The organism is Streptomyces sp. NPDC017529 (assembly GCF_044329785.1).
Classification (GTDB): Bacteria; Actinomycetota; Actinomycetes; order Streptomycetales; family Streptomycetaceae; genus Streptomyces.
The window spans coordinates 345,914-367,026 of sequence record NZ_JBIRJY010000004.1; the positions used below are offsets into that span (position 1 = coordinate 345,914).

The 21,113-nt window shown below is 73.0% G+C and carries 22 protein-coding genes; 10 read left to right on the forward strand and 12 right to left on the reverse strand.

The window, feature by feature from the left end; all coding sequences use genetic code 11:
• Positions 1-224: 224 nt before the first annotated feature.
• Together ACH4K4_RS12260 and ACH4K4_RS12265 are read right to left on the reverse strand one after the other, a co-directional pair.
• Positions 225-815, reverse strand: coding sequence for a DUF1003 domain-containing protein (locus tag ACH4K4_RS12260; RefSeq protein WP_398166773.1), 591 nt, complete (start codon positions 813-815; stop codon positions 225-227).
• On the reverse strand, positions 805-2,103 hold the full coding sequence (locus tag ACH4K4_RS12265) for a magnesium transporter MgtE N-terminal domain-containing protein (protein ID WP_398166774.1): 1,299 nt from the start codon (positions 2,101-2,103) through the stop codon (positions 805-807). The genes ACH4K4_RS12260 and ACH4K4_RS12265 overlap by 11 nt, the downstream gene beginning before the upstream one ends.
• Before the next feature lie 383 nt (positions 2,104-2,486).
• Here ACH4K4_RS12265 and ACH4K4_RS12270 point away from each other — a divergent pair, with 383 nt between their 5' ends.
• A complete protein-coding gene (locus ACH4K4_RS12270) occupies positions 2,487-3,179 on the forward strand; it encodes a hypothetical protein (protein WP_398167185.1) in 693 nt (230 codons plus the stop codon).
• 48 nt (positions 3,180-3,227) lie between these two features.
• Here ACH4K4_RS12270 and ACH4K4_RS12275 read toward each other — a convergent pair whose 3' ends face one another.
• Positions 3,228-3,791 (reverse strand): hypothetical protein, encoded by a 564-nt coding sequence (locus tag ACH4K4_RS12275; RefSeq protein ID WP_398166775.1) that lies wholly within the window; start codon positions 3,789-3,791, stop codon positions 3,228-3,230.
• A gap of 47 nt (positions 3,792-3,838) precedes the next feature.
• The gene (locus tag ACH4K4_RS12280) at positions 3,839-4,975 is read right to left on the reverse strand and encodes a magnesium and cobalt transport protein CorA (protein ID WP_398166776.1); all 1,137 of its coding nucleotides are present in this window, start codon (positions 4,973-4,975) and stop codon (positions 3,839-3,841) included.
• Between the two features lie 509 nt (positions 4,976-5,484).
• Between ACH4K4_RS12280 and ACH4K4_RS12285 the strand changes: the two genes are divergently transcribed.
• Positions 5,485-6,081 (forward strand): suppressor of fused domain protein, encoded by a 597-nt coding sequence (locus ACH4K4_RS12285; RefSeq protein WP_398166777.1) that lies wholly within the window; start codon positions 5,485-5,487, stop codon positions 6,079-6,081.
• A gap of 32 nt (positions 6,082-6,113) precedes the next feature.
• On the opposite strand, the gene ACH4K4_RS12290 is transcribed toward ACH4K4_RS12285, so the two are convergent.
• A complete protein-coding gene (locus ACH4K4_RS12290; protein ID WP_398166779.1) occupies positions 6,114-7,424 on the reverse strand; it encodes an MFS transporter in 1,311 nt (436 codons plus the stop codon).
• Positions 7,425-7,635: 211 nt separating this feature from the next.
• Between ACH4K4_RS12290 and ACH4K4_RS12295 the strand changes: the two genes are divergently transcribed.
• The 3 genes from ACH4K4_RS12295 to ACH4K4_RS12305 all read left to right on the forward strand — a co-directional run bounded on the left by ACH4K4_RS12295 (position 7,636) and on the right by ACH4K4_RS12305 (position 10,078).
• Positions 7,636-8,274, forward strand: a complete 639-nt coding sequence (locus ACH4K4_RS12295) for a DUF6758 family protein (protein ID WP_360127845.1) — start codon at positions 7,636-7,638, stop codon at positions 8,272-8,274.
• Between the two features lie 112 nt (positions 8,275-8,386).
• Positions 8,387-9,241 carry a PHP domain-containing protein gene (locus ACH4K4_RS12300; protein ID WP_398166780.1) on the forward strand — a complete coding sequence of 285 codons (855 nt, stop codon included), beginning with the start codon at positions 8,387-8,389 and terminating at the stop codon, positions 9,239-9,241.
• A gap of 231 nt (positions 9,242-9,472) precedes the next feature.
• Positions 9,473-10,078, forward strand: coding sequence for a MarC family protein (locus ACH4K4_RS12305; RefSeq protein WP_360127848.1), 606 nt, complete (start codon positions 9,473-9,475; stop codon positions 10,076-10,078).
• Between the two features lie 126 nt (positions 10,079-10,204).
• Here the strand turns inward: ACH4K4_RS12305 and ACH4K4_RS12310 are convergent, their stop codons facing one another.
• Positions 10,205-10,357: a hypothetical protein gene (locus tag ACH4K4_RS12310; RefSeq protein ID WP_199810363.1), complete on the reverse strand. Its 153-nt coding sequence runs from the start codon at positions 10,355-10,357 to the stop codon at positions 10,205-10,207.
• A 213-nt stretch (positions 10,358-10,570) separates the two neighbouring features.
• On the opposite strand from ACH4K4_RS12310, the gene ACH4K4_RS12315 reads away from it, so the two are divergent.
• Entirely contained in the window at positions 10,571-11,515 is a 945-nt protein-coding gene (locus tag ACH4K4_RS12315) for an NYN domain-containing protein (RefSeq protein ID WP_398166782.1), read from the forward strand.
• A gap of 79 nt (positions 11,516-11,594) precedes the next feature.
• Here the strand turns inward: ACH4K4_RS12315 and ACH4K4_RS12320 are convergent, their stop codons facing one another.
• Both ACH4K4_RS12320 and ACH4K4_RS12325 read right to left on the reverse strand, forming a co-directional pair.
• Positions 11,595-12,452 (reverse strand): alpha/beta fold hydrolase, encoded by an 858-nt coding sequence (locus ACH4K4_RS12320; RefSeq protein ID WP_398166784.1) that lies wholly within the window; start codon positions 12,450-12,452, stop codon positions 11,595-11,597.
• A 103-nt stretch (positions 12,453-12,555) separates the two neighbouring features.
• The gene (locus tag ACH4K4_RS12325; RefSeq protein ID WP_398166785.1) at positions 12,556-14,943 is read right to left on the reverse strand and encodes a DEAD/DEAH box helicase; all 2,388 of its coding nucleotides are present in this window, start codon (positions 14,941-14,943) and stop codon (positions 12,556-12,558) included.
• 463 nt (positions 14,944-15,406) lie between these two features.
• On the opposite strand from ACH4K4_RS12325, the gene ACH4K4_RS12330 reads away from it, so the two are divergent.
• Positions 15,407-16,162 (forward strand): ferritin-like fold-containing protein, encoded by a 756-nt coding sequence (locus ACH4K4_RS12330; protein WP_360127863.1) that lies wholly within the window; start codon positions 15,407-15,409, stop codon positions 16,160-16,162.
• A 57-nt stretch (positions 16,163-16,219) separates the two neighbouring features.
• On the opposite strand, the gene ACH4K4_RS12335 is transcribed toward ACH4K4_RS12330, so the two are convergent.
• The 4 genes from ACH4K4_RS12335 to ACH4K4_RS12350 all read right to left on the reverse strand — a co-directional run bounded on the left by ACH4K4_RS12335 (position 16,220) and on the right by ACH4K4_RS12350 (position 18,158).
• Complete coding sequence (locus tag ACH4K4_RS12335; protein ID WP_398166786.1) at positions 16,220-16,492, reverse strand: hypothetical protein; 273 nt, start codon at positions 16,490-16,492, stop codon at positions 16,220-16,222.
• A 214-nt stretch (positions 16,493-16,706) separates the two neighbouring features.
• The gene (locus ACH4K4_RS12340; protein WP_360133309.1) at positions 16,707-16,934 is read right to left on the reverse strand and encodes a DUF3107 domain-containing protein; all 228 of its coding nucleotides are present in this window, start codon (positions 16,932-16,934) and stop codon (positions 16,707-16,709) included.
• A gap of 215 nt (positions 16,935-17,149) precedes the next feature.
• Positions 17,150-17,791 carry a TetR/AcrR family transcriptional regulator gene (locus ACH4K4_RS12345; RefSeq protein WP_365835949.1) on the reverse strand — a complete coding sequence of 214 codons (642 nt, stop codon included), beginning with the start codon at positions 17,789-17,791 and terminating at the stop codon, positions 17,150-17,152.
• A gap of 148 nt (positions 17,792-17,939) precedes the next feature.
• The gene (locus tag ACH4K4_RS12350) at positions 17,940-18,158 is read right to left on the reverse strand and encodes a hypothetical protein (protein ID WP_398166788.1); all 219 of its coding nucleotides are present in this window, start codon (positions 18,156-18,158) and stop codon (positions 17,940-17,942) included.
• Positions 18,159-18,330: 172 nt separating this feature from the next.
• On the opposite strand from ACH4K4_RS12350, the gene ACH4K4_RS12355 reads away from it, so the two are divergent.
• The 3 genes from ACH4K4_RS12355 to ACH4K4_RS12365 all read left to right on the forward strand — a co-directional run bounded on the left by ACH4K4_RS12355 (position 18,331) and on the right by ACH4K4_RS12365 (position 21,040).
• Positions 18,331-19,383, forward strand: a complete 1,053-nt coding sequence (locus ACH4K4_RS12355; protein WP_398166789.1) for an alpha/beta fold hydrolase — start codon at positions 18,331-18,333, stop codon at positions 19,381-19,383.
• A gap of 8 nt (positions 19,384-19,391) precedes the next feature.
• Positions 19,392-20,855 (forward strand): DUF3152 domain-containing protein, encoded by a 1,464-nt coding sequence (locus tag ACH4K4_RS12360; protein ID WP_398166791.1) that lies wholly within the window; start codon positions 19,392-19,394, stop codon positions 20,853-20,855.
• Positions 20,856-20,944: 89 nt separating this feature from the next.
• Positions 20,945-21,040, forward strand: a complete 96-nt coding sequence (locus ACH4K4_RS12365) for an Ms4533A family Cys-rich leader peptide (RefSeq protein ID WP_398166792.1) — start codon at positions 20,945-20,947, stop codon at positions 21,038-21,040.
• Positions 21,041-21,113: the final 73 nt, after the last annotated feature.

Below are 21,113 nucleotides of genomic sequence, written 5' to 3' on the forward strand. Positions count from 1 at the left end.
TGAAGGGGCGGTGGTCGGGTGACGGGAGGGCACTACGGCCGCGCGAAGCGCGTCCTGAAGGGGCGGTGGTCGGGTGACGGGAGGGCACTACGGCCGCGCGAAGCGCGTCCCAAGGGGGCGGTGGTCGGGCGACGGGTGGGCCTACGGGGCCGGTGGGGGTCCTCCGGAAAGGCTGGTGGGCGGTCGTGTTCGTCGCTCCCGGCGCCCGCTGCCCTCCGGCCCGTCTACTCCCTGCGGCGGCTCTCCTGCTCGCTCTCGGCGTCCACCAGCTGACGCAGCTCCAGCTCCTTGATCATGTCCTGGAGTTCGGAGCGGATCCAGTCCCGGGTGGCGACCTCGCCCAGCCCGAGCCGGAGCGCCGCCACCTCCCGGGTCAGGTACTCGGTGTCCGCGATGGCCCGCTCGTTCTGCTTGCGGTCCTGTTCGCGGGTGACCCGGTCCCGGTCGTCCTGCCGGTTCTGGGCCAGCAGGATCAGCGGGGCCGCGTACGACGCCTGGAGCGAGAGCATCAACGTCAGGAAGATGAAGGGGTACTTGTCGAAGCGCAGGTGATCGGGTGCGGAAACGTTCCAGATGATCCACAGCACGATGATCACCGTCATCCAGACGATGAAGCGGCCGGTTCCCAGGAAGCGGGCGATCTTCTCCGACAGCCGCCCGAACGCCTCCGGGTCGTACTCCGGCAGCAGGCTCCGGCGGGGCGCGCGCGGCTGGTCCAGGCGCACCCGGGGGCGCCCGCCGCCCAGGCCGGTCCCGGGAGCGGCGCCCAGCGCCCGCGCGCGCTCCTTCACACCCTCGCGTTCCTCAGCGCCCATCGTCCGGCTCTCCCTCCCTGATTCCTGCCACGCCGGGCGGGCCGTGCATCTCCGCCTCGCGCCAGTCGTCGGGCAGCAGGTGGTCCAGTACGTCGTCCACGGTCACCGCGCCCAGCAGCGAGCCGCTCTCGTCCACCACGGGCGCCGCCACCATGTTGTAGGTGGCCAGATAGCTGGTCACCTCGGTCAGCCCGGTGCCCGGCGGCAGCGGCGGCAGGTCCGTGTCGGCGATGGAACTGACGAGCGTGAACGGGGGGTCGCGCAGCAGCCGCTGGAAGTGCACCAGGCCCAGGTACTTGCCCGTCGGCGTCTCGTCCGGCGGCCGGCACACGTACACCTGCGCCGCCAGCGACGGCGACAGGTCCGGGTCGCGCACCCGGGCCAGCGCGTCCGCGATCGTCGCGTCCGGCCGCAGCACGATCGGCTCGGTCGTCATCAGACCGCCCGCCGTCCGCTCCTCGTACGCCATCAGGCGGCGTACGTCCGCCGCGTCGTCCGGCCGCATCAGACCGAGCAACCGTTCCTTCTCGTCCTCGGGCAGCTCGGAGAGCAGGTCGGCGGCGTCGTCCGGGTCCATCGCCTCCAGGACGTCGGCGGCCCGCTCCTCCTTGAGCTTGCCCATGATCTCGACCCGGTCGTCCTCCGGCAGCTCCTCCAGGACGTCCGCCAGCCGCTCGTCGTCCAGGGCCGCGGCGACCTCGCCGCGCCGCTTCGGCGACAGGTGGTGCAGCGCGCTGGCCAGGTCGGCGGGGCGCAGCTGCTCGAAGGTGGCGAGCAGGCTCTCGGCGCCCTGCCCGTGCTCCGCCAGCGAGAACCCGGTCACCGCCGACCACTCCACGGTCAGCGTCTCCCCCTTGCGCCTGAGCGCTCCCCCCTTCCCCTTCCGCACGAAGACCTTGTCGATCTCCCAGTCGCGGCGGGCCGGCAGCTGCGAGATGCCGATGTCCAGGACGGTGGCCTCTTCGCCGGTCTCCACCAGGCGCACCCGGCGGTCCAGCAGCTCGCCGAGGACCAGGGTCTCCGAGGCGCGCTGCTCGAAGCGCCGCATGTTCACCACGCCGGTGGTGATGACCTGGCCGGACTCCACGCCCGTCACCCGGGTCATCGGCAGGAAGATCCGGCGGCGGCTGACCACCTCGACGACCAGGCCCAGCAGGCGGGGCGGCCGGCCGCCGACCCGCAGCATCGCCACCAGGTCGCGGACCCGGCCCACCTGGTCGCCGTTCGGGTCGAAGACGGCGATGCCCGAGAGGTGGGAGACGAACACGCGGGGAGTGACCACCGCCATGCCGAGTGCCTCGCTTCCGTTGCTGCCGCGCCGTGTCCGGGCCGCCGCGTGGCTCCGCGGCCGCGCCCCTCTTTCCCTGGCGTTACGTGTTGCCGCTTCTCCGCAGGTAAAGCCCTGTTGAGGGCCTTGATCCGAATTCAGGCTAACGTGCGCGGGCCGGGGCCGCCCCGGCGGAAAGGTCCGTACGGTGTCCACCGGGCGCTCCGCCGTACGACGTGCACGGGCCCGGGTACGCTGCCGTACTGCCGTCGAGGTCGTCCGCAGCAGCAGGAGGCAGAGCAGTCGTGACCGCATTCCCCTCGGGAGGCCCCTCGGTGGCCTGCTCCCGCCGCCCGGCCGTGCCGCACCGCAGGCGAGGGGCGCTGCCGGGGGCGGTGTGCGCGGTGCTCGTCGCGGCGCTGGCGGGGTGTGCGGCCGAGGACCCGGACGCCGGTACGAACGGGGTCGGCAAGCTGCCCGCCGACAAGATCCAGGCCAAGGCGCAGGAAGCCGCCCGCGGCGCCGGTACGGTGCGGCTCTCCGGAAACCTCGTCAGCCAGGGCCGGACCTACAAGCTGGACATGCGGCTCGGCAAGGAAGGCGGCCGCGGCGAGCTGTCCACGAAGGCGGCCACCTTCCAGCTGCTGCGGGTCGGTGACGCGCTCTACCTCAAGGCGGACGCCGGCTTCTGGGCCCGCGAGAAGAACGCCAACCCCTCGACGAACGACGAGGGGGCCGCCTCCAAGCTGGTCGGCAAGTACGTGAAGGTGCCGGCCACGGACCCCGTCTACAAGCGCTTCAGCGGCTTTACGGACAAGGACGTACTGCTCGGCAGCCTGCTCGGCCTGCACGGGAAACTGGCCACGGGCGAGCGCGGCACCCTCGGCGGCACCCGCACGATCCGCATAGCCGCAGGCCAGGGCGCGGGCGGCACGCTCGACGTCTCCCTCGAAGGCAAGCCCTACCCGCTGCGGCTCCGCCGCGCGGGCGGCGCGGGGGAGGTACGGCTCGCCGACTGGGGGCAGCCGGTGGAACTGCGGGCGCCGGAGGCGAGCCAGGTCATCGACTACGGCAAGCAGATCACGATCGGCGATTAGCGCGCTGTGAGGCCCAGGCTCCAGGCCTCGCCCCGTCTCCTCCCCGCGTCAGCGGGTGCGCTTGCGGCGGAGGAGCTTGGGGAGGGCGGCGGGGACGGGGTGGCGGGTGGTGGCCGGGGTGGGCAGGGGGGTGGCGGCGTGCGAGGCGTCGCCGAAGTCCGTACGGGCCGGTGCGGGGGCGGTCGGCGCCAGCCGCAGGACGCGGCACTCGCGCGCCCAGCGCCGCGGCATCGTCTCCGCGTCCGGCGCGTTGAGCCGCTTGCCCTTGAGGTCCTCCACGGCGGCCTGCCACGCCTCGCTGTCCGGTGCCAGCTCGGTGACCTCGGCCTGCCAGGCGACCAGCCGGCCGCCCTTGTCCTTGCTGCGCACGGTGACGGTCGCGGTGCCGCCGTCCACGAGGCCGAGGTCGTGCAGCGGCTGCTCGTCGGCGGGCCCGGCGGTCCTGCCGCCATCGGAGCCCGCTCCGACCAGGCACGCGGCGCCGTCGTGCCAGACGTGCCACAGGGCCCGCGCCGGGCCCGTGGTGCCCTGCACCCAGATGAGGCCGGACTTCTTCGTGGCCTCTTCGATGAGCGCTCGGTCCAGCAGCGCCTGCGACACGGTCTCCGTCATGGGATCAGCCTAATGGGCCGTGGGCGGGCAGCCCCGGCCGCCGGGCGTCACAGCCAGCCGTTGCGCTTGAAGCCGCGGTGGATGCCGAAGCAGATGCCGACGGTGACCAGCAGGACGAGCGGGTAGCCGTACTTCCACTTCAGCTCGGGCATGTAGTCGAAGTTCATGCCGTAGATGCCGGCGATCATCGTCGGCACGGCGAAGATCGCCGCCCACGAGGTGATCTTGCGCATGTCCTCGTTCTGCGCCACCGTCGCCTGCGCCAGGTTGGCCTGCAGGATCGAGTTGAGCAGGTCGTCGAAGGAGAGCACCTGCTCGTTGACGCGGGCGAGGTGGTCGGCCACGTCCCGGAAGTACTTCTGGATGTCGGAGTCGACCAGCCGCATCGGCCGCTCGCTCAGCAGCTGCATGGGCCGCAGCAGCGGCGACACCGCGCGCTTGAACTCCAGTACCTCGCGCTTGAGTTGGTAGATCCGCCCGGCGTCGCCGCCCTTGGCCGAGCCCTTGCCGGAGTTCGCGCCCTTGCCGTCCGAGCCGGAGCTGAAGACGTCGATCTCCACCTCGTCGATGTCGTCCTGCACCGCGCCGGCCACCGCGATGTAGCCGTCCACGACCTGGTCGGCGATGGCGTGCAGCACCGCGGACGGGCCCTTGCCCAGCAGCTCGGGGTCGTCCTGGAGGCGGTGGCGCAGGGCGCGCAGCGAGCCCTGGCCGCCGTGCCGGACGGTGACGATGAAGTCCCGGCCGGTGAAGCACATCACCTCGCCGGTCTCCACGACCTCGCTGGTGGCGGTCAGCTCGGCGTGCTCGACGTAGTGGACCGTCTTGAAGACGGTGAACAGGGTGTCGTCGTAGCGCTCCAGCTTCGGGCGCTGGTGGGCGTGGACCGCGTCCTCCACGGCGAGCGGGTGCAGCCCGAACTCCCTTGCGATCTCCGCGAATTCCGCCTCGGTGGGCTCGTGCAGCCCGATCCAGGTGAAGCCCCCCTCGGCCTGGACGCCCGCCATGGCCTGGGACGGGGTGACGTGGCCGCTGACGCGCCGGCCGTCGCGGTAGATCCCGCAGTCCACGATGGCGCTGTTGGCGTGACCGGCCGCGCGGGGGTCGGCTTCGTACTTGTACGGGGAGTCCTCGCGCCGCCGGGACGGGCGGACGGCGGCACGCAGGTCGCGGATCATCGACATGGGCAGGCTCCTTCACGGGCCGGCCGCCAGCTGCGGGCGCGCGGCGTAACGCTGCCCGGAACGAGGACGTACGAGACGGCGCTGGCCGTACGTCCGCAAAGCGGGCGGCGCTCCGTGCGCAGGTCTGACGGCAGTTCGCAGAAAACACGGAAACGAGAGTCGAAGGCGCTCTTCCGTCATCTACTTCCGGCGCAAAGGCACTTCACGGGTTTCGCCGCGGACGGCGGGGGTACGGAAGCCTCTGGATCAAGGGAGTCGCTGCGCGCGCGGGGGGATGACAGGAGAACTGTCGGTACTGCACGGTCGACTTGGATCCACCGCAGCCCCACCTCCTCCGGCCGGTCCCCGCTGGGGGACGACGTCATTCCCTGACCAGACGGCAAGGCTATCAGCCGACAGAACCGATCCGGCGCGCCTTTGCCCGTTCCATACGCACGGTGCCGCGGGCCCGGCGCCGCCGGCCACCGGGCGGCCCCGCCCGGGCCCTGCGCCCGGCCTATGCTCGCGGCATGTCTGACGTTCTTGAGCTGGTCGAAGCCCGCCTGCGCACGACCCTGGGCGAGCCGGACGCGCGCGCCGCCGTCACCTTTCTCGGGACCGACCGTATCGAGGTCCTGCGGTTCGCCGGCGGCGGGCCCGACGGCGACCTCGTGCGATACGTCACCCTCGGAATGTCGGACCGGCCGATGACCGATCCCACGGCGGTGCTGGCCGACCCGGTGCGCGGCCCGCGCGCCGAACTGGTGCTGTCGGTGAAGGCCGGGCGCGCCGACACCGACAAGGTGCTCAGGCCGCTGGCGGTGCTCGCCGCGTCTCCGCAGGTCGAGGGCCTGATCGTGGCGCCGGGGGCGTCGCTGGACGTGGGGGAGCCGCTGTGGCCCGGCGCGCCGTTCACCTCCGTACTGGTCGCGGAGCCCGGCGGGCTGGTCGAGGATTTGGAGCTGGACGACCCGCTGGACCCGGTCCGCTTCCTCCCGCTCCTGCCGATGACGCCCAACGAGGCCGCCTGGAAGCGGGTGCACGGCGCGGAGGCCCTCCGGGAGCGGTGGCTCAAGGGCGGCACGGACCTGCGCGACCCGCTGCGTACGGGCGTGGCGCTGGCGTAGCCGGGCCCCTACGCGGCCGGGGTGAGGGGCCGTCAGCCGGCGAAGGCGGAGACGCCGTCCTCCGTGGCGTGCCGCGGCTCCAGGTCGTGGGCCCGTACGGTCAGCGCCCGGCGCCGTACGGCCACGATGGCCGCGCCGGCCAGCGCCGCGAGGGCGGCGACCACGAACGGGACGTGGACGTCGGTCCACTCCTCGATCTTCGGCGCCAGGAACGGCGCGGCCGCCGCGGCGAACCAGCGCACGAAGTTGTAGCCCGCGCTCGCCACCGGCCGCGGCGCGTCGGAGACGCCGAGCGCCAGCTCCGTGAAGACGGTGTTGTTCAGGCCGATGAAGGCGCCGGACAGGATCGTGCAGACGATGGCCGTGGCGTGGTTGCCGTACCCCAGGACGACGAGGTCGGCGGCGAGCAGCACCAGCGAGCCGCCCAGGACCTTCAGCGACCCGAAGCGCTCCTGGAGGCGCGGCGCGACCAGCACGGAGAAGACGGCGAGCAGCACGCCCCAGGCGAAGAAGACCCCGCCGGACTTGTACGGGCTCATGTCGAGCACGAACGGCGTGAACGCCAGCACCGTGAAGAACGCGTAGTTGTAGAAGAACGCGGAGACGGCGGTGGAGGCCAGGCCGCCGTGGCCGAGGGCCTTGACCGGGTCCAGGACCGACGTCTTGCGGGCCGGCCGGGGCTGTTCCTTGAGGAACGCGGTGATGGCGACGAAGCCGACGGCCATCAGGACGGCGGTGCCGAAGAAGGGGTAGCGCCACTTCATGTCGCCGAGGACCGCGCCGAGCAGCGGCCCGCAGGCCATGCCGAGGCCGAGCGCCGACTCGTACAGCAGGATCGCCGCGGCGCTTCCCGCCCGTCGCCCGCCACCGCCCCGAGCCGAATCGCTTCGCGATGCCCCCATGGGATTCGCCGCGCCCACGATGACGGCGAGCGAGGTGGAGACGAACAGGGCGTTGCCGAGGCCCCAGCCGGCACGGAAGCCGACCAGTTCGCCGACCGACGAGGACGTGCCGGACAGGGCGGCGAAGACCACCACGAGCGCCAGCCCGGCGAGCAGCGTCCTGCGGCCGCCGATCCGGCTGGAGACGAAGCCGGTGACCAGCATCGCGACCGCGGTGATCAGGAAGTAGGAGGTGAACAGCAGGGAGACCTGGCTGTTCGAGGCGTGCAGGCCCTGGGCGATGGAGGGCAGGATCGGGTCGACGAGGCCGATGCCCATGAAGGCGACGACCGAGGCGCCCGTGGTGGCCCAGACGGCCATCGGCTGCCGCAGGATGCTGGTCCCGCCCTCGTCGAACGGATCGTGCCCGGCGCTGTGGCCACTGGTGCCGGCTGCCCGCATACCGCTGTCCCCTTCCTGCTCGGCCGCGTCCGTCGCGCGGCGCCGCGTCCGGCGCGGCCGCCGCTCCCGCGGGAAACGTTGACGTATACACACAATAAGTTAGTTGCCCTAAAGAGTGCAAGCTACAACTAAATGGGGGTCCGGGTGACCGGGGCGCCGGATGGGTGATCGTCCTTGACGCGGCAGCCGGCCAAGAGGACCGTGGGGCTCTATGAGGGGCGAACCCAGTTGCCCGAAGTGCGGTGGCCGGGTGCGGGCGCCCGGTCTCTTTGCCGACTCCTGGCAGTGCGGCGTGCACGGCACCGTGCATCCTCTGCAACCGGTCGTCCCGCCCAGCGTCGAAGCGCTGGCCGTGGTCGTACGCCGTGCCCGGGTTCCCGTGTGGATGCCGTGGCCGCTGCCGGTCGGCTGGCTGTTCACGGGCGTGGCCTGCGCCGGCGACGACCGCAGCGGCGGGCGCGCCACGGCCGTGGCCTGCTCGGGCCCGGGACCGCTCGGCGGGCCGGGGGAGCTGCTGCTGATCGCCGAGGAACTGGGCGTCGGCCTCGGCGCGCGGTACGCGGGCATCGACGGCCCCGACCCGGGCCCGCACATGTGCGTGGACAAGTCGCCGCACGTCAAGGTGCTGGCGGCCGGGCGCCCGACGCCACTGTGGCACGTCGAGGGCGCGCCCGAGGACCGCGCGGTCTTCGCGGGCGAGGCGCGCGGACTGTGGCTGTGGGCGGTGGTCTGGCCGGCCGAGTCGGGACTGCTGCTGTACGACGAACTGGTGCTGACCGACCTGCGGGACGCGGGCGCCGAGGTGGACCTGCTGCCGTGCGGGGCGCTGTCCCCGCGCCTGCTCACCTGAGAGGCGGGGCGGGCCCGGCGGCCCCGCGGGCGCGTGTTCGAGGGGCCGGAGGGCGGCCGGTATCCTTCTGATGTCCCCCTGGCCGGTCCCGCAGCAGTCTGGAGTCAGCGTCGTGCGCATCGATCTGCACACCCACTCCACTGCTTCCGACGGTACGGACACCCCCGCCGAGCTGGTAGGCAACGCTGCCGCTGCCGGGCTGGACGTCGTCGCGCTGACCGACCACGACACCGTGGGCGGCCACGCCGAGGCCAGGGCCGCGCTGCCCGAGGGGCTCACGCTGGTCACCGGCGCCGAGCTGTCCTGCCGCGTCGGCGATGTGAGCATGCACATGCTGGCGTACCTCTTCGACCCCGACGAGCCCGAGCTGGCCCGGGAGCGGGAGCTGGTCCGCGACGACCGGGAGCCGCGGGCCCGCGGCATGGTGGCCAAGCTGCGCGAACTGGGCGTGCCGATCACCTGGGAGCAGGTGGCGCGGATCGCCGGCGACGGCGCCGTGGGACGGCCGCACGTCGCCGCCGCGATGGTGGAACTGGGCGTCGTCGAGACCGTCTCCGACGCCTTCACGCCGCAGTGGCTCGCCAACGACGGCCGGGCCTACGTCGGCAAGCACGAGCTGGACCCCTTCGACGCCGTCCGGCTGGTCAAGGCCGCGGGCGGGGTGACGGTCTTCGCGCACCCGATGGCGGTCAAGCGCGGGCGGACCGTTCCCGAGAGCGTCATCGCCGAGCTGGCGACGGCCGGGCTGGACGGTATCGAGGTGGACCACATGGACCACGACGCCCCGGCGCGGGCGCGCCTGCGCGGCCTCGCCGCCGACCTCGGCCTGCTGGTCACCGGCTCCAGCGACTACCACGGCAGCCGCAAGACCGTCGCGCTCGGTGAGTACACCACCGACCCCGAGATATACGGCGAGATCGTGCGCCGTGCGTTCGGCGCCTTCCCCGTGCCCGGCGCGGGCGGCTGACCCTTCCCGCGCTCCGGCCGGCGGGCATATCTCCCGTCGCGCCTTTCCTCGGCTGCGCACGCCCGCTTCCACACCCGCGTGCGCAGGTCCGTGCGCTGTGCCTCGCCCCGTTCTCCTGACGGCTGCCGGCCCTCCCCCGTGCCACCGCTGTCCCTCGGCACCACTGACTCTTCAGCACCACTACCTCTTCAGTACCACCGCTCTCGTACCACCTCTCGCAAGGCCATCACTGTGTTCGACTTCGCTGTCTTCAGCACCCTCTTCGTCACGCTCTTCGTGATCATGGATCCGCCCGGGATCATCCCGATCTTCCTGGCCCTCAGCTCGGGGCGCCCCGCCAAGGTGCAGCGCAAAATGGCCTGGCAGGCGGCGACCGTCGCCTTCTGCGTCATCGCCGTCTTCGGCCTCTTCGGGGAGCAGATCCTCGGCCGGCTGCACATCACGCCGCCCGCGCTGATGATCGCGGGCGGGCTGCTGCTCCTGCTCGTCGCGCTCAGCCTGCTGACCGGCAAGTCGGAGCAGCCGACGCAGACCAAGGACGTCAACGTGGCGCTGGTCCCGCTGGGCATGCCGCTGCTGGCGGGGCCCGGGGCGATCGTGTCGGTGATCCTCGCGGTGCAGCACGCGGACGGGATCAAGGGCGAGCTGTCGGTGTGGGCGGCGATCGCCGCGATCCACGTGGTGCTCTATCTCGTGATGCGCTTCTCGCTGGTGATCATCAGGGTGATCAAGGACGGCGGTGTGGTGCTGGTGACCAGGCTGGCCGGAATGATGCTCTCCGCGCTCGCGGTGCAGCAGATCATCAACGGCGTCACACAGGTGGTGCGCGGCGGCTGACGGCGTACGGCTCCGCCGTCCGCGGCCGTCCCCGGACGCGCGAAGCGCCCCGCGCGAAGTCTTCGTGCGGGGCGCTCCGTGCGCCGGACATGGCGCGTTACGCGCGCATGAGTGACGCGGTCTGAGTCATCGGGCGGCGGTGTCGGCTGGGCGGATGTAGATGCGCTGGCCGACTGCGGCGGCCTGCTGCACGATCCGGTTGACGGAGGCGGCGTCCACGACGGTGCTGTCCACGGCGGCGCCGTCGACGTCGTCCAGGCGCATGATCTCGAAGCGCATAACGGCTTCTCCCTTCGTCTGATCCTCCTGCGGAGAACTTTTGTGTTGTAGGTGGGGTGCGCGAGGCTTCGCTGCCCTGCGTGCCCAGTGGGTACAACGACATGCTGCCTGCAATCATTCCCTACGCTAAAGAAAATTTTCGGACGTCTAAGTACTGGCGGGTAGTGAGATCGGTTGTGCGCGCAGAGTGACCGGCCGGACAATGAGACCGGTATGAACGACGACGTCCGGCCCACCGGCCCCGCAACCGACCTCGCCGCGGTGCTCGCAGGCATCGAGCGCACCAACGAGCTGCTCACCAGGGTGCTCGCCGAGGTCGCCACCACCCCGTCCACCCACGCCGCCTTCGTCGACGCCGGCTATGTGTACGCCGCCGCCGGGCGGCTGGTCGCCGGAACGGAGGACCGCAAGGCGTTCGACCTGGACGCCGAAGGCCTGATCGAGGCGTTCATCGACAAGGCCCGCACGATCTTCCCGGACAGCCGCCTCCTGCGCGTGTACTGGTACGACGGCGCCCGGCGCCGCATCCACACCATGGAACAGCAGCGCGTCGCCGAACTGCCCGACGTCAAGGTCAGGCTCGGCAACCTGAACGCCAACAACCAGCAGAAGGGCGTCGACTCGCTGATCCGTTCCGACCTGGAGTCACTGGCCCGGCACCGCGCGATCAGCGACGCGGTCCTGATCGGCGGCGACGAGGACCTGGTCTCGGCGGTGGAGGCGGCGCAGGGCTACGGCGCCCGGGTCCACCTGTGGGGCATCGAGGCGGTCGACGGGCGCAACCAGGCCGAGCCGCTGCTGTGGGAGGTCGACAGCCAGCGCACCTTCGACCTGGAGTTCTGCAAGCCGTACGTGACCCGGCGGACCGTCGCGCACGACCACGGGGACCCGGTGGCCGACGCCGCCGGCGGCGTCCAGGCGCCCAGCCGCGACGAGGTGCGCTTCGTCGGCGCGCGGGTCGCGGCCACCTGGCTCGCCGAGCGCGGCGTCCCCTGGGTCACCGAACTGCTGCCCGGCCACCCGTATCTGCCGGGCTCGGTCGACCAGGAACTGCTGACGGCGGCGGAAGGGCTGCTGCGGCACTCCCTCCGCGGGCACGCGGACCTGCGGCGGGCGCTGCGGGACGGCTTCTGGGAGCACGTACAGGCGCGGCGTTAGGGCGTCGCGTTGCGGGTCAGCAGGTCCTTTCGGCGGACGACGGAAAAGAGTCCGAGGAGAGTCCGGCGGGGGAACCGGGTCAGCTCACGCCGTGCCAGAAGGCCGCGAGGGCCGCCGCCGTCTCGGCCGGGCGCTCGGCGTTGGGGGAGTGCTCCGCGCCCTCGACGACCGTACGGCGGGCTCCCAGCCGCTCGGCCATCGCGTCCATCTGCGGCACCGGCCAGGCATAGTCGGTCACGCCCGACACGACGTGCTTGGGCAGCGGTACGGCGGCCAGCTCCGCCACCCGGTCCGGCTCGGCCGTCATCTGCCGTCCGGTGGCGATCAGCTGCTCCGGGACGGTGTTCATCCAGCGCCGGTGGAGGAACGCGCCGGTCTCGGGCGGGGTGGCCGCGTCCTCGGCCTCCGGCGGGTCGAGTTCGCGCATGGCCAGCCACACCGTCTGCATGTCCAGCGACCCGAGGGCGTCGATGAGCGTCCGCACGCGGGCCTGCTGGGACGCGGCGATGGCGGCCGGGCCCGAACTCATGACGGTCAGCGAGCAGAAGGGCACGGGGTCGCGCAGGACGGCTGCGCGGGCGAGGAGGCCGCCGAGGCTGTGCCCCAGAAGGTGTATCCGGCCGGCGTCGAGGGCGCGCGCCTGGGCGAGCACGTCTTGCGCCAACTCGCCCTGCCCGTATGCCGATTCGTCGCGCGGCCCGGGGGACTCGTGCTGCCCCCTGCCGTCCACGGCCACCACTCGGAAACCGGCGGCGGCCAGTGGCTCCAGGAGGGCGATGAAGTCCTCCTTGCTGCCGGTGAACCCCGGTACGAGCAGCGCGGTACCGGCCGGTGCCCCGTCGGGGCGGGCTTCGTGGACGGCGAACTCGCCGCGCGTGGTGACGAGTCGGCGCGCGCGGGCGCACGAGGGCAAGGTGAGAGTGGGCGGCCTGCTCATGGGACGAGGCTATCCGGGGCGCGCGGCACCGACGCGCGCGGGCGCACACGCCGACGGCCCGGCCCCCGCGGTGCGGGAAGCCGGGCCGTCTGCGCGGTCGGTATCAGCCCTCGGCCGGGGCCTTCGCGACGGTCTTCTTCGCGGCGGCCTTGCGGGTGCGGCGGGGCTTGGCCGGGGCCTCCTCGTCCGCGGTGGCGTCGGCGGCCGGGGCGGCCTCGGCCTTCTTGGCGGCGGCCGTCTTGCGCGTGCGACGCGGCTTGGCGGGTGCCTCCTCGGTCGCGACCGGCTCCGTGCTCTCGGCCGTGTCCACCGCGGCTTCCGCCTTTTTGGCGGCCGCGGTCTTGCGGGTACGGCGCGGCTTGGCCGGGGCCTCCTCGTCCGTGGCGGTGTCGGCGGCCGGGGCGGCCTCGGCCTTCTTGGCGGCGGCCGTCTTGCGCGTGCGACGCGGCTTGGCGGGTGCCTCGTCCGTCGCCGGCTCGGCGGCCTCGGCCGTGTCCACGGCGGCTTCCGCCTTCTTGGTGGCGGCGGTCTTGCGGGTGCGGCGCGGCTTGGCCGGGGCCTCGTCCGCGACCGGCTCCGCGCTTTCCACCGTCTCCGTGCTCTCGGCCGTCTCCACGGCGGCCTCGGCCTTCTTGGTGGCGGCGGTCTTGCGGGTGCGGCGCGGCTTGGCCGGGGCCTCGTCCGCGACCGGCTCTGTGCTCTCCACCGTCTCCGTGCTCTCCACCGTCTCCACGGCGGCCTCCGCCGCGGGCTTGGTGCTGCGCGTACGGCGACGGGGCTTCGCGGGCGCCTCGGCCTCGACGGCCGCCGGCGCTTCCGCGACGACCGGCTCGGCGGTGGCCTGGGCCGGGACCGTCACGGTCTCGGCGGGCGCCTCGGCCGTGTCCACGGCGGTACGGGCCGCCGTGTCCGCCGGGGCGGCGGCGCTCGCGGCGCCCCGCGTACGGCGGCGGCGCGGCTTGGCCGGCGCGGCGGTCGCCTCGGCGGCCTGGCCGGCCTCGGGCGCGGTGCCCCCGATGGCGTCCGGCGCCGTCTCGTCACGGGCCGGGGTCACGGCTGCCGGTGCCTGGCCGGCGCCGCCGCGCGTACGGCGGCGGCGGCGCGGCTGGCGCGGCCCGTCGGAAGCGGCGGTACCGCTCTCGGACGGCGCTGCCGTCCCGGTCTGCTGCTCGGCGTCCGTACCGTCCAGCGGGGCGCCGCCCCGCGTCCGGCGGCGCTGGCGCGGCGTACGGGTGCGCTGCGGACGCTCCTCCTCGACGACGGCGGGCGCGCCCCGGCGCGGACCGCGGCCGCGGCCGCCGGTCTCGCCCAGGTCCTCGACCTCTTCGGCCGCCAGCCCGGCACGCTTGCGCTCCGCGCGCGGCAGGACGCCAGTCGTGCCCTCGGGGATCTCCAGCAGCTCGTAGAGGTGCGCGGAGGTGGAGTACGTCTCCTCCGGCTCGTCGAACGGCAGGTCCAGCGCCTTGTTGATCAGCTTCCAGCGCGGGATGTCGTCCCAGTCGACCAGCGTGATCGCGATGCCCTTGGCACCCGCGCGGCCGGTCCGGCCGATCCGGTGCAGGTAGGTCTTCTCGTCCTCGGGGGACTGGTAGTTGACGACGTGCGTCACACCCTCGACGTCGATGCCGCGGGCGGCGACGTCGGTGCAGACCAGCACGTCGACCTTGCCGTTGCGGAACGCGCGCAGCGCCTGCTCGCGCGCGCCCTGGCCGAGGTCGCCGTGGACCGCGCCGGAGGCGAAGCCGCGGCGCGCGAGCTGGTCGGCGATGTCGGCGGCGGTCCGCTTCGTACGGCAGAAGATCATCGCCAGACCGCGGCCGTTCGCCTGGAGGATGCGGGAGACCAGCTCCGGCTTGTCCATCGAGTGGGCACGGAAGACGTGCTGCTTGATGTTGGCGACGGTCTGGCCCTCGTCGTCCGGCGCCGCGGCGCGGATGTGCGTGGGCTGCGACATGTAGCGCCGGGCCAGGCCGATGACCGCGCCCGGCATGGTCGCGGAGAACAGCATGGTCTGGCGGCGGACCGGCAGCATGTTGATGATGCGCTCGACGTCGGGCAGGAAGCCCAGGTCCAGCATCTCGTCGGCCTCGTCCAGGACGAGCGCCTTGACGTGCGAGAGGTTCAGCTTCTTCTGGCCCGCCAGGTCCAGCAGGCGGCCCGGGGTGCCGACGATCACGTCGACGCCCTTCTTGAGGGCCTCCACCTGGGGCTCGTACGCACGGCCGCCGTAGATCGACAGCACCCGCACGTTACGGACCTTGCCGGCGGTCAGGAGGTCGTTGGTGACCTGCTGGCACAGCTCGCGGGTGGGCACCACCACGAGGGCCTGCGGGGCGTCGGTGAGCTGCTCGGGCGTGGCCCGGTCCGCCTCGACGTCGGCGGGGACGGTGACGCGCTCCAGGAGGGGGAGCCCGAATCCCAGGGTCTTGCCGGTGCCGGTCTTGGCCTGGCCGATGACGTCGGAGCCCGCCAGGGCCACGGGGAGCGTCATCTCCTGGATGGGGAAGGGGGACGTGATGCCGACGGCCTCAAGGGCTTCGGCGGTCTCGGGGAGGATCCCGAGGTCTCGGAACGTAGACAGAATCTTGCCTCTTCTGTGAGACGCGGCACGAGGCGGCCAAGGGGGTCGTACCGCGCCCTCGCACGGTTTCGTACGGGCCGGCCTTTGATCAGCCGGATGGCGCGGGACCACTGCCTTCGCTCAAGCACTCGAACCGCGAGCGGTGTCCCTCTCGCTGTACGTACGTCGCGTACGCGCCGCGAAAAAGGGCGGTCGGGTTGGAGCCGATCGGGCCACCGACCGGGCATCCGCATGCGTGGAACAACCCACCGATACTCGGCGGGCGCATTACCACCATACCCCGGATACGCACACGTGTGTCCGGGCAATCGTTCGGTCGGGTGGGACGGGAGTGGCTGACCAGCCACTTCCCCCGCTTGCGCAGCGGGCTATTGTGCGCTTCATGGAGACGCCTGACAACGCAGCGCACACCGCCGAAGATGATCGAGAACACACCGGGATCGCCGCCCGGGACTGGGCCGCCGCCTCCGAGGAACCGCAGTACCGGGCCGCGGTGATCGACCTGCTGGGCGCCCTCGCCTACGGCGAGCTGTCCGCCTTCGAGCGGCTCGCGGAGGACGCGAAGCTGGCGCCGACCATGGACGACAAGGCCGAGCTGGCCAAGATGGCGTCGGCCGAATTCCATCACTTCGAGCGGCTCCGCGACCGGCTCGCGCAGATCGAGGCCGAGCCGAACGAGGCGATGGAGCCGTTCGCCGCGGCGCTGGACGAGTTCCACCGGCAGACCGCGCCGTCGGACTGGCTGGAGGGCCTGGTCAAGGCGTACGTCGGCGACTCGATCGCCAGCGACTTCTACCGCGAGGTGGCGGCCCGGCTCGACTCCGACACCCGGGACCTGGTCCTCGGCGTCCTCGACGACACCGGGCACGCGACGTTCGCCGTCGAGAAGGTACGGGCCGCGATCGAGGCCGACCCCCGGGTCGGCGGCCGGCTCGCGCTGTGGGCGCGGCGGCTCATGGGCGAGGCGCTGTCCCAGGCGCAGCGCGTCGTGGCCGACCGTGACTCGCTGTCGACGATGCTGGTCGGCGGGGTCGCCGACGGGTTCGACCTCGCGGAGGTCGGGCGGATGTTCTCGCGGATCACGGAGGCGCACACGAAGCGGATGGCCGCGCTGGGCCTGGCCGCGTAGGGCGCCCTCGAACGCGTCGGGGCCCGCCGCGCACGCGGCGGGCCCGTCTCCTGTCCGCTACCGCGCCATCCCCCGGACCGGCAGCAGCCCGCGGCCCGGCCGGACCAGGAGCGAGAGCATGGCCGCGCTCAGGCCGGCGGCGGCCAGGAGGATCTGGACGGGGTGGCCGGGGCCCATGATCGAGTGGGCGAGGAAGGCACCGAGGAGAGCCGCGACGGGGCCCGTCGCCAGGGTCAGGGGGCGGGCGGGGAACCGGTCCGGCAGGCGGCGTGTGGCGGCCAGGGCGATGGCGAGCCCGACGATCAGGGAGCCGAGAGCTTCCAGGACCATGGTTTATCCCTCCCGCGGTGATGACCGGTTGGACGACACAAATCGGTCACAGGCGGTCGTACCCAGGGAGAATGCGCCGCAACCCTCGCCGGCGCACGGAGTCGGCGGGGCGGCGGGGCACGAACGGGACACGAAAGCGGCGGCCCGGAGACGATCTCTCCGGGCCGCCGCTTCCGTGACGGGTGCGCGGGCCCGCCCAGGGGCCCGCGGCCGGCTACAGCGTGCCGAAACCGACCTTGCGAACGGTCTGCTCGCCGATTTCCACATAGGCCAGCCGGTCCGCCGGGACCAGGACCTTGCGGCCGTGATCGTCCACGAGGCTCAGCAGCTGCGACTTGCCGCCCAGTGCGTCCGCCACCGCTCGCTCGACGTCCTCGGCGGTCTGCCCGCTCTCCAGAACGATCTCGCGGGGCGCGTGCTGCACGCCGATCTTGACCTCCACGGCTTTGTCCCTCCGACGGTCTCGGTTTTCCCCTGGCGCAGCCACGGGAAGATGCGCGGAAATCCGCGCCGTACGCAGCACACATTAGCCCGGTACGCGGACGGACAGGACGCCGCGGAGCACGCCAGAAGCGAACAGCGGCGGGACACCGGTGCCGGACGGGGCGGGCCGGGCGGCCCGCGGCGCCCCGACGGCCCGCCGCGCCCCTCAGCGGCTCACTGGCCTTCGGCGCCGTGCAGCGGGAAGCCCGCGATGCCCTTCCAGGCGAGCGAGGTCAGCAGCTGGACGGCCGTCTCGCGCGGCACGGTGCTCTCCGAGGAGAGCCAGTAGCGCGCCACGACCTGGGAGACGCCACCCAGCCCGACGGCCAGCAGCATCGACTCGTCCTTGGACAGACCGGTGTCCTCGGCGATGACCTCGCTGATCGCCTCGGCGCACTCCAGGGAGACCTTGTCGACCCGCTCGCGCACGGCGGGCTCGTTGGTGAGGTCGGACTCGAAGACGAGGCGGAAGGCGCCGCCCGGGTCCTCCACGTACGCGAAGTAGGCGTCCATCGTCGCGGCGACGCGCTGCTTGTTGTCGGTGGTGGAGGCGAGGGCGGTGCGGACCGACTGCAGCAGGGCCTCGCAGTGCTGGTCCAGCAGGGCCAGGTAGAGGTCCAGCTTGCCGGGGAAGTGCTGGTAGAGCACGGGCTTGCTGACGCCGGCGCGCTCGGCGATGTCGTCCATCGCGGCCGCGTGGTAGCCCTGCGCCACGAAGACCTCCTGGGCCGCGCCCAGGAGCTGGTTGCGCCGGGCTCGGCGTGGCAGGCGTGTGCCCCGCGGGCGTGCCGCCTCGGTCTGCTCGATGGCGCTCACGCTGCCTCCCAGGTGTGGTTCCGTCCGCGGCGTATACACAGCGATGCGCCGCGGACGCCATCGTACTTTTGAGTAACCCGGCTGTGCGTGGTCAAGGGCGAGAAAATCCGCCGTCGAACGCTGTGGGAAGCCGACATATGGCCCCAGGTCATCGGTAATCGTCTTCGTCGAGGTCCACGACGCGGGCCTGCTCGGCGCGGTCCGCCTCGTCGGCGGCGTCCGGATCGGCGCCGGTCAGCGGCTCGTCGCGACGCTGAGCGAGGTCCGTGTGCTGCTCCGCGGCGTCGGCTTCCGGCGCCTCGACGTCGAACTCCGTGGTGTCCGTCTCGTCCTCGAAGGTGTCCGGGTCGGTCGGGTCGACGGGCATGGTGGCTCCCTTTCTCTCGTACTTCGGAGGCCGGGGTGAGCGTCCGCACACGAGCGCTCATCTCACGGGTGCCCTCTGGGGCCGAGCCTAAGAGAGCGGGTTACGAATTGCGATGTGGTGTGTGAGCGCGAACACACGATCGGCGGCGTGATCGTCTCGTAACATCGAATCCATGTCTTCGACGGAGTCGACCGGTTCGCCGGACACCCGCGCCGTGCTCCCGGTGCCCCCGGCGGGCCGCCCCTCGCGTGTGGGCGCGGGGGAGACGGTGCGTTCCGTGAGCCTTCCGGGGCTGACGCTGAGCGTGCGGGGCGTGCCGGGCAAGCGGGCCGGACTGCCGCCCGCGCTGTACGTCCACGGTCTCGGCGGGTCCTCCCAGAACTGGTCCGCGCTGATGCCGATGCTGGCCGACCGGGTCGAGGGGGAGGCGCTGGACCTGCCGGGCTTCGGTGACGCGCCGCCGCCGGACGACGGTGACTACTCGGTGTCCGCGCAGGCGCGGGCGGTCATCCGTTACCTGGACGCGAGCGGCCGCGGCCCCGTGCACCTGTTCGGAAACTCGATGGGCGGCGCCGCGGTGACGCGGGTGGCGGCGGTCCGCCCCGACCTCGTACGGACCCTGACGCTGATCTCGCCCGCGCTGCCCGAGCTGCGGCCGCAGCTGTCGGCGCTGCCGACCGGGCTGCTCGCGGTACCGGGTGTGACCAGGCTGTTCAGCAGGATGACGCGGGACTGGACGCCGGAACGGCGCACCCGTGAAGTGCTGGCCCTGTGTTACGGCGACCCGGCCCTGGTGACCCCGGACGGCTTCACCGCCGCCGCCGAGGAGTACGCACGCCGGCTCGAACTGCCGTACTTCTGGGAGGTGATGGAACGTTCCGCCCGTGGCATTGTCCATGCGTACACGCTCGGCGGGCAGCACAATCTGTGGCGTCAGGCCCAGCGGGTGCTCGCGCCCACGCTTCTCGTCTACGGTGGGCGCGATCGCCTGGTCTCCTTCCGGATGGCACGCCGGGCGGCCGCCGCTTTCCGCGGCTCCAGGCTGCTGACGCTGCCGGAGGCGGGGCACGTGGCGATGATGGAGTGCCCGGAAACGGTGGCGCGGGCCTTCCGCGAGCTGTTGGACGACGACGCGGCCGCGCGGGGCGCGGCCGGGGCGGGCGAGGCCGCCGGTGCGGGACAGCCCGCCGGTGCGGACGCGCCCTCCGACGTGAGTAGGAGCTGACAGGCCGAGTGGGACGTCACAGCCGCCGGGACCCGGCCGCGACCGCCGATGGCACCTCCGCGATAGCCGAGGTGGGCGGCGCGGACGCGGCGAGCGCGGCAGCCGGTGCCGTACCCGCTCCGGGGCCGGGCACGGGACGCAGGCGCCGGCGGCCGGCGGGCGAGGCACAGACCGCGCCCGCGCCGGGCACGCCGCGGACCGCGTCTGTCCAGGGCGCGCCGGGCGTCCCGCGGCCGCGTGGCGGTGGCCCGCAGGCGGCGCCTCCCGCGCCTGCCACGCCCGCGCACGGTTTCGCGCCGTTCGGCGACGACGCCGGGGGAGCGGTCCGGCCCGCCCCGGACGGCCCCACCCCGAACGACCCTGCCCCGAAGGCCCCCGACGGCCCCGTCGTCACGGGCGCCGGACCGCTCGGCTACCCCTTCACCCCGCAGAACCGGGTGCCGGCGCCGCGCCAGGACTACGTGGACGCCTTCGAGGACGGACCCGGGAAGCCGGGACACGGCGGCCCCGAGGACGCGCAGGACGACGTGTTCGCCGCCGGAGCGCCGGAGCGCGCCCCCCGGCGGCCGGTGGGCTTCGAGCGCGCGGAAGACGGGGACGAGGGGCCGGGCGGCGGCCCGGCGCCCGGCGAACTCGGCGCGCAAGGGCCGCAGTTCGGCTCCCGGAAGAAGAGCGTCAAGGGCCGTACCTTCACGGGCGTGGCCGCGGCGGCCGTGACGACGGTGCTCGCCGTCGTGGTGGCCGGGCAGGTCGCCGGGCACCGGCAGGACGACGGCAAGCCGCAGGCGCTCGGGGCGAAGGAGCGGTCGGACGGCGGCGACGCGGCCTCCCGGTCGCAGGCGCGGCCGACGCAGCCGGCGGCCCCCGCCTCGTACGACGAGAAGATGGCGCGGGCCTACCCGCTGGACGAGAAGCTGACGGCCGCAGGGGAGTTCGAGCCGGTCGGCGGGGACGCCGCGGCGCCGGGGCACGGCAAGGTGGAGCGCTACCGGGTCGACGTCGAGAAGGGGATGGGCCTGGACGGGGAGCTGTTCGCCGACGCGGTGCACAAGACCCTCAACGACGAGCGGAGCTGGGCGCACGGCGGCCGGCGCGCCTTCCAGCGGGTGGGGTCGGGCGACGCCGACTTCGTCATCACGCTGGCGAGCCCCGGGACCACCGCCAAGTGGTGCGCCAAGTCGGGGCTCGACACGACCGAGGACAACGTGTCGTGCGACTCGGCGGCAACCGAGCGCGTCATGATCAACGCGTACCGGTGGGCGCGCGGCGCCGAGACGTACGGCCCGGACAGGATGCACGCGTACCGGCAGATGCTCATCAACCACGAGGTGGGGCACCGGCTCGGGCGCAACCACGAGGGCTGCTCGCGGCAGGGCGCACTGGCGCCGGTGATGATGCAGCAGACCAAGTTCCTGACGACGGACGGCGCGACGTGCCGGCCCAACGCCTGGCCGTTCCCCGGCGGGGCGTGAGCCGCGGCGCGTCCCGCGATGTGAGACGGCCCGTCTTCCTCCGCGGGACGCCTTTGCCAGGGGGCGATCGTTCGTCCAGTCTTCTTCGCATGCCGCACCCTGCCGCCGCCTACGAGAACGCCGCTTTCGAGCTGGCGTTGATCGGCGTGTCCGCGCAGTCCGTGGCCGACGTCCACTGTCGCTGAGGCCCGTCCCCGGCCGCGCGGAAGCGCGCCGCGAGGGTCCGCGCACCGCGGGCCCGTCACCGCGCGGCGACAC